The sequence below is a fragment of the Streptomyces sp. NBC_01390 genome (genome assembly GCF_045040105.1).
GTDB lineage: Bacteria > Actinomycetota > Actinomycetes > Streptomycetales > Streptomycetaceae > Streptomyces.
Genome location: NZ_CP109551.1, coordinates 9,606,696 through 9,620,651, shown reverse-complemented (window position 1 = coordinate 9,620,651; position 13,956 = coordinate 9,606,696). Strand labels below are relative to the sequence as shown.

The window sequence follows — 13,956 nt, the reverse complement described above, 5'->3', positions numbered from 1 at the left end:
ATACAACGGAAGGAAGGCCAGACCATGGCGGCAACCAGCCCCCTGTCCGGCGTCAGGGTCCTGGATCTGTCCAGGGTCCTGGCCGGCCCGCTCTGCGCGGCGCTGCTCGGTGACCTCGGAGCCGACGTCACCAAGGTCGAGATGCCCGGCACCGGCGACGACTCCCGGCACTTCGCCCCGCACGTCAAGGGCGAGAGCTCGTACTTCATGCTGCTCAACCGGGGCAAGCGCGGCATCACCCTCAACCTCAAGTCGGAGCAGGGCCGCGAGCTGCTGCACCGCCTGGTGCGCGACGCGGACGTCCTCGTCGAGAACTTCCGCCCCGGCGTCACCGCCCGGCTCGGCATCGACCAGGAGACTCTCGCCGCCGTCAACCCGCGGCTGGTGTACGTCAGCATCTCCGGCTTCGGCCAGACCGGGCCGCTCGCCCACCGTCCCGCCTACGACCACATCATCCAGGCCATGGGCGGCATCATGAGCCTCACCGGCTGGCCCGACTCCGGCCCGACCCGCGTCGGCGAGTCCATCGGCGATGTCGTCGCCGGGATGTACGGGGCGTACGGCGCACTGGCCGCGCTGCGGCAGCGGGACGTCACCGGCGTCGGCGGGCATGTGGACGTCGCCATGCTCGACTCCGTACTGTCCCTGCTGGTCGTGGCGCTCGCCCAGCTGACCGGCGACGGCACGGAACCCGACCGGATCGGCAACCGCCACCCTGTCTCCGCCCCGATGGACAGCTTCCCGGCCCGCGACGGGCAGGTCGTCCTCGCGGTCGCCAACGACGCGCTCTTCGCCCGTCTGTGCGCGGAGACCGGCATGCCCGAACTCCTCGACGACCCGCGCTTCGCCACCGACGCCCAGCGTGCCCGGCACCACGCGGAACTCCGGGCGCTGATCGAGGGCTGGACCCGCGACCGCACGGTGGACGAGGCCGTCGGCCGACTGGAGGCGGCGGGCGTCCCCGCGGGCCCGATCTGGAGCCTGCGCGAGGCACTGGACAGCGAACACATCCGCAAGCGGGGACTGCTGGACACCGCGCACCATCCCGTGGCCGGGGAGGTCGCCGTCATGCGGCAGCCGGTCCGCTTCTCCGAAACGGTCCCCCCGGCCCCGTCCCCCGCACCACTCCTCGGCCAGCACACCGACGAGGTGCTGACCGGCGAGCTCGGGCTGAGCCCCGAGCAGATAGCGGGCCTGCGCGCCCTCGGCGTCATCTGAGCCCGGAAGGAAGAGAAAAGGAAGAAGAAAATGCCCGAGAATCCGGAACAGCCGCCCAGGGTGGCGGTGATCGGCGCCGGGACCATGGGCGCCGGTATCGCCCAGGTCTTCGCCCGCGCGGGCTGCCGCGTCACGCTGTGGTCCCGCAGCGAGAGCACCCTGGCCGCCGCCCGGGCCACCGTCCCCGACGACGTGCGCTGCACCCGTTCGCTCGCCGAGGCGCTGGAGGGCGCGGACGTGGTGAGCGAGAACGTCGCCGAGATCGTCGCTCTCAAACAGGACATCCTCGCCACGGCCGAAGCCGCCGTGGCGCCGGAGTGCCTCCTCACCACCAACACCTCCAGCGTGCCGATCACCCTGCTCGGCACGGCACTTGAGCACCCCGGCCGGTTCCTGGGCATGCACTGGTTCAACCCCGCGCCCGTCATGCCGCTGGTCGAACTCGTCGCCGGCGCCGCCACCGACGCCGCGGACATGACCCGCGCCGAGTCCCTGACCAGACGGCTCGGCAAGCTCCCCGTCGTCGTACGGGCGGACGTGCCCGGCTTTGTCGTCAACCGCATCCAGTACGCCGTCCTGCGCGAGGTCCTGCACCTCGTCGAGTCCGGCGTCACCTCCGTCGAGGACGCCGACCTCGCCGTCCGCACCACACTCGCCCCCCGCTGGGCGGCCTGCGGACCGCTGGAGCTGATGGATCTGGCCGGCCTCGATGTCGTCCAGCAGGTGTCCGGCATCCTGATGCCCGAACTGAGCAACTCCGCCGAAGTGCCGGCGAGCGTCAGCAAACTGGTGGCCGATGGCGCGCTGGGTGCCAAGTCGGGCCGTGGTTTCTACCCGTGGACGCCGGAGCGGACCGCACAGGTCAAGGCCCACCGGGACGCCGTCGTCAGCAGGCTGACCGCGGAAGGCGGCGGCGACGATGACTGACGGAGTCGTCCACACGAAGGTCGAAGGCCCGGTGGGCCACGCCCGCCTCGACCGCCCGCACGCGGCCAACGCGCTCAACCGCTCGATGATGACCGCCCTGCTCGACGCCGTACGCGCCTGGGACGCGGACCCGGAGGTCCACTGCGTCGTGATCAGCGGAACCGAGAAGGTGTTCGCGGCGGGCGCCGACATCGCGGAACTCGCAGAACTCTCCCGGTCCGGGCCGGTCGGAACGTACCTCGACGACTTCAGCGACCTGTGGGAGGCGCTGTACGAGACCCGCATCCCACTGATCGCGGCGGTGAGCGGCCACGTCCTGGGCGGTGGCTGCGAACTCGCCATGATCTGCGACCTCGTGATCGCCTCCGAGACCGCCCGCTTCGGCCAGCCCGAAGTGCGGATCGGCGCGATCCCCGGGGCGGGCGGAACCCAGCGGCTCGTCCGCGCCGTCGGCAAGGCACTCGCGATGGACATGATCCTCACCGGCCGCACCCTCACCGCCCCCGAGGCCCTCGCCGCCGGGCTGGTCAGCCGTGTCGTGCCCGCCGGCGAACTCGACCGCGTCGCCGACGACACGGCCCGCGCCATCGCGGACCACCCCGCCGTCGCCGTCCGCATCGCCAAGGAAGCGGTCCTGACGGCCTTCGAGTCCCCCCTGTCCACCGGAATCCGCACCGAACGCCGCCTGGCCGCCCTGAACGCGTCCACCAACGACCACATGGAGGGCCTGCAGGCCTTCCTCGACAAACGCCGGAGGTAACGAACGATGACTGGAATGCCGGGAGCGCGCCCCGTACGAGCGCCGCGCGGTACGGAACTGAGTGCCCTGGGATGGCAGCAGGAGGCCGCTCTGCGGATGCTGCAGAACAACCTGGACCCGGAGGTCGCCGAGCACCCCGACAAGCTCGTCGTCTACGGCGGCACCGGCAAGGCCGCCCGTGACTGGCGTTCCTTCGACGCCATGGTCCGTACCCTGCGCACGCTGAAGCAGGACGAGACGATGCTCGTCCAGTCGGGCCGCCCGGTCGGTGTCATGCAGACCCACGAGTGGGCCCCCCGTGTCCTGATCGCCAACTCCAACCTGGTGGGCGACTGGGCGAACTGGGAGGAGTTCCGGCGTCTGGAGCAGCTCGGTCTGACGATGTACGGGCAGATGACGGCCGGGTCGTGGATCTACATCGGTACCCAGGGCATCCTCCAGGGCACCTACGAGACGTTCGCCGCCGTCGCCGCGAAGAAGTTCGGCGGCACCCTCGCCGGCACCATCACCCTGACCGCCGGGCTCGGCGGGATGGGCGGCGCCCAGCCGCTCGCGGTGACGATGAACGACGGCGTCGCGATCTGTATCGACGTCGACCCGCGGGCCATCGAACGCCGTATCGAGCACCGCTACCTCGACGTCCGCGCCGACTCCCTCCAGCACGCCCTCCAGCTCGCCGTCGAGGCGCGGGATGCGCGCCGGCCTCTGTCCATCGGTCTGCTGGGCAACGCGGCCGAGCTGCTGCCGCGGATGCTCGCCGAGAGCGCCCCCATCGACATCGTCACCGACCAGACCTCGGCCCACGACCCGCTGTCCTACCTGCCCGTCGGCGTCGACTTCGACGACCTCGCCTCCTACGCGGCGAAGGACCCGGCCGGCTTCACCACCCGGGCCCGCGAGTCCATGGCCCGGCATGTGGAGGCGATGGTCGGCTTCATGGACGCCGGCGCGGAGGTCTTCGACTACGGCAACTCCATCCGCGGCGAGGCCCAGCTCGCCGGGTACGAGCGGGCGTTCGCCTTCCCCGGCTTCGTCCCCGCCTACATCCGCCCCCTGTTCTGCGAGGGCAAGGGCCCCTTCCGCTGGGCCGCCCTGTCGGGTGAGGCGTCCGACATCGCCAAGACCGACAAGGCGATCCTTGCGCTGTTCCCCGAGAACGAGTCGCTGCACCGGTGGATCAAGATGGCCGGCGAACGCGTCCACTTCCAGGGCCTGCCGGCCCGGATCTGCTGGCTCGGCTACGGCGAGCGCGACAAGGCCGGCGAGCGCTTCAACGACATGGTGGCGTCCGGTGAACTGGCCGCGCCGCTGGTGATCGGCCGCGACCACCTCGACTCCGGCTCCGTCGCCTCCCCCTACCGCGAGACCGAGGCCATGCTCGACGGCTCCGACGCCATCGCCGACTGGCCCCTGCTCAACGCCATGGTCAACGTCGCGTCCGGGGCGTCCTGGGTCTCCATCCACCACGGAGGCGGCGTCGGCATGGGCCGCTCCATCCACGCCGGCCAGGTCTCCGTCGCCGACGGCACCAAGCTGGCGGGCGAGAAGATCCGCCGGGTGCTCACCAACGACCCCGGGATGGGCGTCATCCGGCACGTCGACGCCGGCTACGACATCGCCGAGACCGTCGCCGACGAGCGCGGCGTACGGGTACCGATGCGCGAGGGTGACGACGCGTGACGGACGCCCCGCACCGACTGGTACACGGGGGTCAACGGGTGACGCCCGTGCGGTGATCCCGTCAGTGGTCCGCGCAGCACGGTGTCGGGTCCGGCACCTCGAACGGCACCAGGGTGCCGCCGACGGCGGGCATGGCGGCGAGGACGAGTTCGCCGCCATGCCAGTGCGGGCGCACATGATCACGCGTCACCATCCGCTGGTCCGACGGTGGTTGACCCTGGGTGCCCAGTACCGTCACCCGGTCGATGGCGCTCCGGGCCAGCAACTCCCCCACCGTGACCGTGCCGGTGAGGGAGTCGGCGCCCGGGTAGAGCACCGCGCGGCCCGCTTGGTCCGGAACCCCGGGCGTCACCTCGTACCCCTGAGTTCGGAGCCGCTCCTCGGCGGTGCGCAGGAGCGGCTCCGAGGGCAGGGTGAACGACAGGGCGACACGGGGGCGTTCGCCGCGTACGAGGTGTGTGCAGGCGAACGCACTCTCGGGCAGGTCGAGTTCGGCCGCGAGGGCGAGGAGCAGGTGGTCGGCCGCGCGGAGGGCCGACACCGAGGTGTCGGCCCAGAGGGCGTACGGCGGTGTCACGAAGGGAGCACCCACACCGGGTTGGAGTAGAACCACAGGTCGCGCCACGGGTCCGCGTCACCGACGACGTCGATGGCCGGGCCCGCCAGGTCGACCGCCGCGCCCATCGCGCCGACGGCGGACCGGTTGCCGTCGCTGCCGCGCAGCCGGACGTACACCGGACGGTCGACGCGCCCGAGGTCGTAGGTGAGCCGGACCGTGCCGGTCGACTTGTTCACCTCGTACGACTTGACGACCCTGGCCGTCGGCGCCGTGAACGTGTCCCGGTCAGCGACCAGGCCCGTGACATCGCCCTGGATGACGTCCACGCGGGCCAACGTCGGTACGAATCCCGCCCAGTTGGGGCCGCCGGCCGCCGCCACGTCCACCGTGAGGGTGACCCTCGTGCCCTTCTTCACGTGGAGGGCACCGCCGAGCGTGCTCCACCTGCCGCCGCCCGCGACACGCACGTCGAGGCCACTGAGCAGCTGGCCGTGGTCCACCCAGATCCGGCCGGCCCGGATGCCGTCCATGACGGCGGCGTACGAGAAGCCGTCGGCGCCGACGTGGGTACGGCTGTACTGGCCGGGCCAGTAGTCGCCCTGGGTGAGGTCGATCCCGCCGGAGTAGACGGGGTCGGTGTGACGGCCGTTGAGGTCGTAGTCGCTGTCCGGACCGCCGCGCTTGGCGGTGTCCGTGTACACCTGGTGCGAGTCGGAGTTGGCGGTGATCCACCAGGGCCTGCCCTCGGCGAGCAGGCTGTCCCACAGGCCGCCGACGGTGGACGTCATCCAGTCGAACCCGCCCCAGGTGCGGTAACTCTCCAACGGGTAACCGGCGAAGGAGTTGGCGCTGGGGCTGTTGTCGTAGATGCCACGGGCCCGGCCCATACCGGTCGGCGCGGCGATACCGGCCGCCTGGTGGCCGGGCGCGCCCTCGAAGCCGACGGCGATCCGGTGCGCCGGGGTCGCGTCCCGCCAGGCGCGGATCTCGTGCGGGGAGTCGATGCCCTTGCGCGCCGGGTGGTTGGCGAGCATCAGGACGTCCCTGACCTTGCGCCGCTTCACCTGCTCCGCGAGGAAGTTGAGGCCGGCGACAGCGAGCGCCTCATTGGCCGGCGTCGAGTCGGTGGCGCCCTTCACACCGCCGTCGTAGTCGGTCTCGAACTGCTTGAGGACGGAGACCTCGTTGTTGCCGGGGTGCACGAAGACCGTGCCGTGCTCGGCGGCCGGGATGTTCCACTCCAGGCCCTGGAAGACGAGGGTGTCCTCGTAGGCGGCGCGGGCCGCCCTGATGTCCGGGTTGACCTTCTCGACGCCGATCTTCGAGTGGGTCACGTTGCCGTGGTCGGTGATGACCAGCCAGTCCATGCCGTGCCGGGCACCCTGGCGGACCTGGTCGACGACGCGGTACTTGCCGTCGTTGCTGTACTGCGTGTGGATGTGGTGGTCCCCCGCCAGCCACAGGAAGCCCTTGCCCTTGGTGCGGCGGCTGTTGGTGGTGGCGGCGTACGCGGGGGCCGCGGCGGCCGGGGTGACGACGCTGGTGGCGGCGAGGCCCGCGCCGAGCAGACCCGCCCTGCGCAGGAGCGAGCGGCGCGACCTCTGTTCGGGGCTCAGGGCCTCGTCGGGCACCGAGGTGTCGAAGGCCGCGGGCAACTCCGTACCCGTACCGCCCTCGTGACCGTCTCCGTGGTGATGGTGGTGATCCCCGTGTCCGTGCGAGTGCCCGTGGCCCATGGCTGCGTCTCCTCCGTCGCGCGGCGCCCGTGGTAGTGCGCCGCCTGAGGAGAATCGGTGTCAAACATGAACCTTGGTCAACCGGGGAGTGATCGCCGGGCGACTCGGACACGGCAGATCATCACTCCACTCACTGTTCCCCCAACTGCCCTTGCCCGTCACACTGTTGGCCGTGAACCTGAGCCGTGTTCACCTACCCCCCTCTGGAGACACCCCCACCATGAGAAGACTCATCGGCACCCTTGTCGCCGGCGCGCTGGCGGTCGCCGGTCTCGCCGCCACGACCGCTCCCGCCGCGCAGGCCGCCGCTCCGGCCTCGGGCACCTTCAACGTCCTCACGTACAACGTCGCGGGCCTCCCGGACGTCCTGAGCTCGGGCAATCCCGAGGTGAACACCCCGCTGATCTCGCCGCGTCTGGGCGCGTACGACATCGTCAACGTGCAGGAGGACTTCAACTACCACGCGGCGCTGTACGCGAACGACAACCACGCGAACCGCACGGCGACAAGTGGCGGAGTGCCTTTCGGGGACGGTCTCAACACCCTCTCGAACTACGCCTTCCAGGACTTCGAGCGGGTCAAGTGGGCCAAGTGCACCGGCACCAACTGCCTTACGCCCAAGGGTTTCTCGCTGGCCCGGGTACGACTCGCCGAGGGCGTCTACGTGGACGTCTACAACGCCCACCCCAACGCGGACGACACCGAGGACGCGTACGCCGCCCGCCGGGCCAACATCTCGCAGCTGTCGGCCTTCATCCAGGCCAACTCCGCGGGCAACGCGGTGATCGTCGCCGGTGACACGAACACCCGGTACACGCGCACGCCCGACAACATCCGTACGCTCGCGTCGGAGAACGGTCTGACGGACGCCTGGGTCCAGCTGGTGAAGGGCGGTACGCCGCCGGTCCAGGGCAGCGAGCCACTGATGTGCCCGACGACCGCGCCGACGAACAACTGCGAGGTCGTCGACAAGGTCCTCTACCGCGGCAGCAAGCTCGTGAACCTCTCCGCGACCCGCTACAACAACGAGTGGGCGAAGTTCCTGGACTCCGCGGGCGGCAACCTCTCCGACCACTTCCCGCACACGGTCGACTTCTCCTGGACGCTGCCCTCGAAGCTGCGCGCGAGTGACTTCATCGGTGGCCCGCACGGCACGGCGTTCACCGACGCCGACGACCTGCCGGCGACGCCCTCGCCCCGCACGCTCACCCTGCGCGGCAGCTCCCGCCTGGACGCGGTGTCCCTGACGCTCGACGGCGGCACGACCCTGACCCACGGCGGCACGGGCGGCACCGCCTCCTCCCTCACCCTGGCGTCCGGCGAGCACCTCACCTCGGTGAAGCTGACGCAAGGTCAGAAGGACGGCCGGACAAGGATCTTCTCGGCGGCGTTCACGACGGACAAGGCCCGCACCCTGACCTCCGGCACGGCCACGTCGGACACGGCGACGTTCACCGCACCGTCGGGCTGGCAGATCGTGGGCTTCACGGGCCGCTCGGCCGACGAGATCGACAAGCTGGGCGTGGTGTACGCACCGATCGCCTGACCGGTCCAACTCCCTCTACCGGTAACGCTGTTGCGCGGGCGGACACCCATCCGGTGTCCGCCCGTCCGCACACCAGCCAGCACACCAGTCCGCATACCGGCCCGGACGGCCGGAAAACCATTCCGCGCCCGGCCTTCCCAGCCGGTAGCTTCGGAAGAATGAGTGATCACTACGACGTGCGTGGCTCCGGCCCCGTCCTCCTCATCATCCCCGGCGGCGCCGGACACCCCATGGGCCTCGACAAGGCCACCGACCACCTCTGCGAACGCTTCACCGTCGTGACGTACGACCCCCTCGGCCTCGCCCACGGCCAACTCGGCAAGCCTGTCGAGGAACAGCGCGCCGAGTGGTGGAGCGACGGCGCGGCCCGGGTACTGGACGAGGTTCTCCCGGAAGGTGACTCCGCGTACGTGTTCGGCACCAGCGCGGGGGCCGTCGCCGCCCTCGACCTGGCGTCCCGGCACCCGGGCCGGCTGCACCACGTGGTCGCGCACGAGCCACCGGTCGTGGCGGTCCTCCCGGACGCCGAGCGGCAGCGGGCGATGTTCACCGAGGTGCGCGAGACCTATCGCGCCCAGGGCCCGAAGGCCGCCTCGGCCCGAATGACGGCGGGCCTGGAGGAACGGGCTCTCACCGAGCAGGAGCAGGAGCAGGAACAGACCACGGTGGCGGACACGGCGGACCAACCGCCCTCCCCCACCGACGAGTTCGCGACCCCCCTGGGCATCGCCCTTACTCGTGTCCTGGTCCCGTTCACCTCCTACGCCCCTGATCTCGCCGCCCTTCGCGCGCCCTCGCCTCGTCTCACCCTCGCCGTGGGCGTCGACTCGGCCGGTCAACTCCTGCATCGCACCGCCATGTTCCTCGCCCGCAGCACAGGCAGCGCCACCCGCCAGTTCCCCGGAGGGCATCTCGGGCTGCTCACCCACCCGGAGGAGTTCGCGGCGCGGCTCAAGGAGACGTTGGTCCCGGTCGGCTGATCCGGACCGGCGCCGCGTTGGAGCCGTGGCGCTGGTGACCGAGCCCCACCACGTCGTCGTACGAGGGTGCCTCACCCCGGGGTACCCGCCCCGCCCGGATGTCGCCGAGCGCCTCCACGGCCGCGCCGAGTGCCCGCCGGTAGAGGAGTGAACCGAGGCTGATGCGGCGTACGCCGAGGTCGCCGAGTTGGGCGACCGTGGGTCCGGTGGGCGAGTAGAGGATGTTGAGCGGCACGTCGAGGCGTTTCACCAGCGCGGCGATCCCGTCCGGGTCGGTCAGGCCGGGCACGAACACCCCGTCGGCGCCCGCCTGTTGGTAGGCGTCGAGGCGAGCCAGGGTGTCCCGGGCCAGGGTGGGGGACCCGGGGTCGCCGAGCCAGTACGCGTCCGTGCGGGCGTTCACGAAGAGGCCCGGGGCTGCGGCTTTGACGGCGGCGATCTTCTCGGCGTGCGGGGCGACGGGGACGAGACCGTCCTCCAGGTTGATGCCGACGGCGCCGACCACCAACAGCTCCCGTGCGAACTCCCCCACCTCGGCCGGGTCTTCGCTGAATCCACCCTCGGCGTCGACGGACAGGAGAAAGTCCTCCGTGCCGAGGTTCAGGGCGAGTTGGAGGGTGTGGTCGCGGGTCGCCGCCGCACCGTCGGGCAACCCGACGGCCGCGGCGACACCGAGACTCGTGGTGCCGATCGCCGCGAAGCCCTGTGCGGCGAGGAGCACGGCCGAGGCGTGGTCCCAGGCGTTGGGGAGAAGGAGCGGCTCGGCACGGTGGTGGAGGGCGGCGAAGGCGGACACGGGCGCGGTCATACGGTCACCGTAGGGGCGTGATCGTTCGGCGCTCGCCGAACCGTCTCGGCATCCCGGCCGACCGGCCCGTCCCAGCACCCCGGCCCTCCGGCCGGCCCCGTCCCGGTCCGGCATCTCGACCTTCCGGCCAACCGGCCCGATCCGGCGCCCCGCCCTCAGACCATTCCCGACCTCGGTCCGACCCGGCAACCCCGGCCAACCGGCCCGATCCCGCCTCCCGGCCCTGAGACCAGTCCCGGCCTGATCCGGCACCCCCTCCCACCGCCCCCGGGCCGGCCCCGATCCGCTCCCGCGGCAACCTTTCCCCACCCCCCGGCAACAGACAGGTATGACCTCAGCACCACTCCCCCGCACCTCCGCCCACCGTCGCACCCACGCGGCCCGCAAGCCCCTGATCGGCGGGCTCGCGGCGGTCGGGCTGCTCGCCGGCGCCTGGTACGCGACCGCCGGGGCGGCGACCACCACGGCGACGCCCGCCGCGCCCACCCTCGCCGTCACGAACACCTCCGTGACGCTGCCGGCCAAGTTTTCCTATCTGTCCGCCGGTTACAACAACATGCGGGAGTGGACGCGGACGGCGACAGCGGTCGCGCCCAACGGCACCCTGCGGGTCGCCTGGCCGGCGTCGGACGGTGTGCACGTGACGCCGCTGACCTCGGCCGGGAAGCGCGCGGGCGGTGACGCGATCGTCAAGGGGGCCAAGGAGGTCGGTGGACTGGTCGCGCACAGCGACGGCTTCGCGCTGCTCACCCGGGTCGCCGACACCAACAAGTGGAAGGAGACAGCGGCGGCGCTGGTCCGTTTCTCGCAGGGCAAGGAGGCCTGGCGCACCAAGCTGACCGGTACCGCGTCCAACGACACGTCCCCGACGCTGGACGGCCAGCTCACCTGGAACGGCACCAAGTACGGCGCCTACTTCGTCGTCCACGGCGCGGGCGGCTTCGCGGACGGCCACTTCGGCGACAAGCTGTCGTATCTGAGCGCCAAGGGCGCCAAGCTCAGCGGCGGTTGGGGCTGGGGCTGCTCGCACAACGAGGGCATCGCCCTGCACGCCGAGCCCACCGGCGCCTTCACCTCCCTCTGCTTCGACGACTGGCGTTCGAGCCTGTTCGTGTCGACGGGCATCGGCGCCCCCGACAACGCGCCGGCCGTGCAGCGCGAGCAGTGCTGGGCGGGCTACTGCGGCGGCACGTACGCCGGCCGCACCGGTGACCTGGTGAAGTCGTCGACAGGCCGTTACGCCACCGCCTACGGCTCGCGCGGGTCGGCCTCCGCCGCGAAGAACCCGGACGACTCCAGTGGCCGGGGCTGGACGGTGAAGCCCAGGTGGAGCACGCACCAGGTGGCGGTGTCGTTCCTCAAGAACCGCAACTCGCCCGCAGGCAAGGCCATTTACCTGACGAACGCGCCGGGAACGGAACACGTGAACGTCCGCGTCGCCCCGTACGGCAAGGACCGGCTGCTGGTGTCCTGGGAGTCCCTGAAGAACGCCAAGTGCGCCAGCGGCACCTGCACCGGCACGTTCACGGGCACGCATCTGCGGCTGATCGACTGGAACGGCGCGTTCAAGACGCCGGACAAGGTCGTGCAGGCGCACATCACCGGCGACATAGCGGCGCTCAAGGACGGCTCCCTGACCTGGGCGTACGCACCGGTGACCCCGTCGTACGCGACCCCGCTGAACGGGGCGTCCCCGACGACCGCGACGCTGCGGATCGCCCGGCTGGCACCCTGAACCGGCGGCACCGGCAGCGCCTCGTGCGTCTCGGCCCGCGAAATTCGATCGACGCTTCGCCGTGTACCGCAGAGCATGACCACCATGGTGGACACCTCTCTCTACGCGGCCTTCCTCGCCGCCGCCTTCGCCCTGTGTGTCGCTCCGGGGCCCGACATGATGTTCATCGTGGCCATGGGCGGACGCGGCGGCCCGTTCACCGGCTTCCTGGCCGCGCTGGGAGTTGCGGCCGGTGCGCTGGTGCACGCGGTGTCGGCGGCGCTCGGCCTGTCCGCGCTCTTCACGACACTGCCGGTGCTGTACCACGTACTGCGCTGGCTCGGCGCCGCCTATCTCCTCCACCTGGCGGTCAAGGCGTTCCGCGACCGCTCGCCGCTGGCAACCGAGGCGGACGGGGCGGCGGGCGGGACCGGGGCGGCCAGAAGCCCCGGTCCGGGCCGTCGGCGCGCTTTCTGGCAGGGCGCCGTCACCAATCTCCTCAACCCGAAAATGATCCTGTTCAACGTGGCGTTCCTGCCGCAGTTCGTGAACCCGGCCCTGGGGCACGTGAGTTGGCAGCTCCTGCTGCTGGGACTGACGCTGGTCATGATGGGCTTCACCATCGACGCCTCGGTCGGTCTGCTCTCCGGCCGCCTCTCGTCGGCGCTGCGCGGCAGCCGCCGTGTCGCCCGCGGCCTCAACATCTTCAGCGGCACAGTCTTCACCGGCCTCGCCGTACGGCTGGTCGCGGCACCGAAGTAGCCGGGAGCGGCCGGGGCGAGCCGCCGTTCAACCTGGAGCGCCCCGGTTCCGGTCGGGACGCTCCAGGGGCTTGTGCCGGACCATCGGCCCAGGGGTCTCTACCGCACCTCGCCCCGGGGAACGAGCCGCTGCGCCACCAGTTCGTCGCGCACCAACTCGGCGTAGGCCGTGGCCCCTTGGACGGACGTGTGCGTGTTGTCGCGCTTCTCGTTGTAGAGGTACAGCGCCTTGGAGCCCTCGACGCCGAGGGACTCCACCAGCGTCTTCGTCTTCGCCGTGAGGTCGATCAGCGGTACGTCCTGTGCCGCCGCGACCGCGCGGATCACCGCCGGGTGGTCGACGCCGAGGCCGTTGACCAGCAGGGCGGTGCCGTTGTTCAGGGTGCCGTCGGAGTTGAACCAGCGGCGCACGATCGGAGTCACCAGGACCGGTTTCCCTCCTCGCTCGCGAATACCCGCGACGAGGGTCTCCAGGTTCGCGCGGTACGTCGGCTCGTCCGTCTGCTTGTCGTTGTGCGCGAGCTGGACGAGGACGAGGTCGCCGGGACGGATCAGCGGCTGGACCGTCGGGAAGAGCGCGGGGTTGGCGAGGTAGGTGACCGTACTCTCCCCGGAATCCGCGTAGTTGGCGACGGACAGACCCTTGCGGAGGTACTGCGGGAGCCGCTGGCCCCAGCCGGTGTACGGGTCTGCGGGCTGGTCGCAGACGGTCGAGTCGCCGACCAGGAAGATCTGCCGGGTGTGGCGGGCGGCGGGGGTCACCCGGATGTCCGCCAGGGCCGGCGCCGAGCCGCCGAGCACCAGGTCGAGGCCCGGGGTGCCCTCGGGGCCGGTCGGTTCGCCCTCGGGCGTACGGACGTTGACGGTGAAGCTGCGGGCCACGTGCTCGCCGGCCGCCGTGGCGGTCTCCGGGAGGAGGGCGCGCCGGGTCTCGCCGGTGACGGCGGTACTGGCGGCGGTCTCGCCACCGAGCAACACCCGTACGTCGTAGGTGCCGGGCGCGATGTCGAAGTGGCAGGCGGTGGCTGTGCAGTTCGCCAACCCCAGGGCGCGCGAGGGCCGTTCATGGGCCGTGGCGGGTACGGCGGCCAGGGTGGTGGCGGTGCTCAGCGTCACGGCTGCCAGCACGGCTCGGTTGAAACGTCTCATCGCGGTTCCCACAGCAGTCCTCCGACGCTCGACAAGGCCCAGCGGCAGGACGGTACCCGTTCCGGCAAGCGCTTTCTAGAGTCCTGCACGATTTCACACAACTGCCAACTTCCTTACA

Annotated in this window: 12 protein-coding genes; 8 read left to right on the top strand and 4 right to left on the bottom strand. The window is 71.1% G+C overall.

Annotation, left to right across the window (positions count from 1 at the left end; translation table 11 throughout):
* Positions 1 to 24 precede the first annotated feature (24 nt).
* From OG241_RS43130 to hutU, 4 genes are read left to right on the top strand one after another with little or no spacing between them, the layout of a single operon-like run.
* Positions 25 to 1,218 carry a CaiB/BaiF CoA transferase family protein gene (locus OG241_RS43130; RefSeq protein WP_405823596.1) on the top strand — a complete coding sequence of 398 codons (1,194 nt, stop codon included), beginning with the start codon at positions 25 to 27 and terminating at the stop codon, positions 1,216 to 1,218.
* 30 nt (positions 1,219 to 1,248) lie between these two features.
* Positions 1,249 to 2,145, top strand: a complete 897-nt coding sequence (locus tag OG241_RS43125) for a 3-hydroxyacyl-CoA dehydrogenase family protein (protein WP_405823595.1) — start codon at positions 1,249 to 1,251, stop codon at positions 2,143 to 2,145.
* Positions 2,138 to 2,905 (top strand): enoyl-CoA hydratase-related protein, encoded by a 768-nt coding sequence (locus tag OG241_RS43120; protein WP_405823593.1) that lies wholly within the window; start codon positions 2,138 to 2,140, stop codon positions 2,903 to 2,905. The genes OG241_RS43125 and OG241_RS43120 overlap by 8 nt, the downstream gene beginning before the upstream one ends.
* 15 nt (positions 2,906 to 2,920) lie before the next feature.
* Positions 2,921 to 4,585, top strand: a complete 1,665-nt coding sequence (gene hutU, locus OG241_RS43115) for a urocanate hydratase (RefSeq protein ID WP_405823591.1) — start codon at positions 2,921 to 2,923, stop codon at positions 4,583 to 4,585.
* A gap of 61 nt (positions 4,586 to 4,646) precedes the next feature.
* Here the strand turns inward: hutU and OG241_RS43110 are convergent, their stop codons facing one another.
* Together OG241_RS43110 and OG241_RS43105 are read right to left on the bottom strand one after the other, a co-directional pair.
* The gene (locus OG241_RS43110; RefSeq protein WP_405823589.1) at positions 4,647 to 5,162 is read right to left on the bottom strand and encodes a hypothetical protein; all 516 of its coding nucleotides are present in this window, start codon (positions 5,160 to 5,162) and stop codon (positions 4,647 to 4,649) included.
* Positions 5,159 to 6,880: a PHP domain-containing protein gene (locus OG241_RS43105; RefSeq protein WP_405823587.1), complete on the bottom strand. Its 1,722-nt coding sequence runs from the start codon at positions 6,878 to 6,880 to the stop codon at positions 5,159 to 5,161. Before OG241_RS43105 ends, OG241_RS43110 begins: the two co-directional genes overlap by 4 nt.
* Before the next feature lie 220 nt (positions 6,881 to 7,100).
* Here OG241_RS43105 and OG241_RS43100 point away from each other — a divergent pair, with 220 nt between their 5' ends.
* Positions 7,101 to 8,426: a jacalin-like lectin gene (locus OG241_RS43100; protein ID WP_405823585.1), complete on the top strand. Its 1,326-nt coding sequence runs from the start codon at positions 7,101 to 7,103 to the stop codon at positions 8,424 to 8,426.
* Positions 8,427 to 8,584: 158 nt separating this feature from the next.
* The gene (locus tag OG241_RS43095) at positions 8,585 to 9,406 is read left to right on the top strand and encodes an alpha/beta fold hydrolase (protein WP_405823584.1); all 822 of its coding nucleotides are present in this window, start codon (positions 8,585 to 8,587) and stop codon (positions 9,404 to 9,406) included.
* Here OG241_RS43095 and OG241_RS43090 read toward each other — a convergent pair.
* Positions 9,378 to 10,214 carry an isocitrate lyase/phosphoenolpyruvate mutase family protein gene (locus tag OG241_RS43090; RefSeq protein ID WP_405823582.1) on the bottom strand — a complete coding sequence of 279 codons (837 nt, stop codon included), beginning with the start codon at positions 10,212 to 10,214 and terminating at the stop codon, positions 9,378 to 9,380. The genes OG241_RS43095 and OG241_RS43090 overlap by 29 nt on opposite strands.
* Positions 10,215 to 10,542: 328 nt before the next feature.
* Between OG241_RS43090 and OG241_RS43085 the strand changes: the two genes are divergently transcribed.
* Together OG241_RS43085 and OG241_RS43080 are read left to right on the top strand one after the other, a co-directional pair.
* Complete coding sequence (locus OG241_RS43085) at positions 10,543 to 11,949, top strand: hypothetical protein (protein ID WP_405823580.1); 1,407 nt, start codon at positions 10,543 to 10,545, stop codon at positions 11,947 to 11,949.
* A gap of 84 nt (positions 11,950 to 12,033) precedes the next feature.
* Positions 12,034 to 12,690: a LysE family translocator gene (locus OG241_RS43080; RefSeq protein WP_405823578.1), complete on the top strand. Its 657-nt coding sequence runs from the start codon at positions 12,034 to 12,036 to the stop codon at positions 12,688 to 12,690.
* Positions 12,691 to 12,788: 98 nt separating this feature from the next.
* On the opposite strand, the gene OG241_RS43075 is transcribed toward OG241_RS43080, so the two are convergent.
* Entirely contained in the window at positions 12,789 to 13,838 is a 1,050-nt protein-coding gene (locus OG241_RS43075) for a rhamnogalacturonan acetylesterase (protein WP_405823576.1), read from the bottom strand.
* Positions 13,839 to 13,956: the final 118 nt, after the last annotated feature.

Excerpts from the sequence above, each read along its gene's own strand:
- OG241_RS43100 (WP_405823585.1), top strand. The coding sequence starts at position 7,101 with ATGAGAAGACTCATCGGCACCCTTGTCGCCGGCGCGCTGGCGGTCGCC.
- hutU (WP_405823591.1), top strand. The coding sequence starts at position 2,921 with ATGCCGGGAGCGCGCCCCGTACGAGCGCCGCGCGGTACGGAACTGAGT.
- OG241_RS43105 (WP_405823587.1), bottom strand. The coding sequence starts at position 6,880 with ATGGGCCACGGGCACTCGCACGGACACGGGGATCACCACCATCACCAC.
- OG241_RS43090 (WP_405823582.1), bottom strand. The coding sequence starts at position 10,214 with ATGACCGCGCCCGTGTCCGCCTTCGCCGCCCTCCACCACCGTGCCGAG.
- OG241_RS43130 (WP_405823596.1), top strand. The coding sequence starts at position 25 with ATGGCGGCAACCAGCCCCCTGTCCGGCGTCAGGGTCCTGGATCTGTCC.
- OG241_RS43085 (WP_405823580.1), top strand. The coding sequence starts at position 10,543 with ATGACCTCAGCACCACTCCCCCGCACCTCCGCCCACCGTCGCACCCAC.
- OG241_RS43095 (WP_405823584.1), top strand. The coding sequence starts at position 8,585 with ATGAGTGATCACTACGACGTGCGTGGCTCCGGCCCCGTCCTCCTCATC.
- OG241_RS43080 (WP_405823578.1), top strand. The coding sequence starts at position 12,034 with ATGGTGGACACCTCTCTCTACGCGGCCTTCCTCGCCGCCGCCTTCGCC.
- OG241_RS43075 (WP_405823576.1), bottom strand. The coding sequence starts at position 13,838 with ATGAGACGTTTCAACCGAGCCGTGCTGGCAGCCGTGACGCTGAGCACC.
- OG241_RS43125 (WP_405823595.1), top strand. The coding sequence starts at position 1,249 with ATGCCCGAGAATCCGGAACAGCCGCCCAGGGTGGCGGTGATCGGCGCC.
- OG241_RS43120 (WP_405823593.1), top strand. The coding sequence starts at position 2,138 with ATGACTGACGGAGTCGTCCACACGAAGGTCGAAGGCCCGGTGGGCCAC.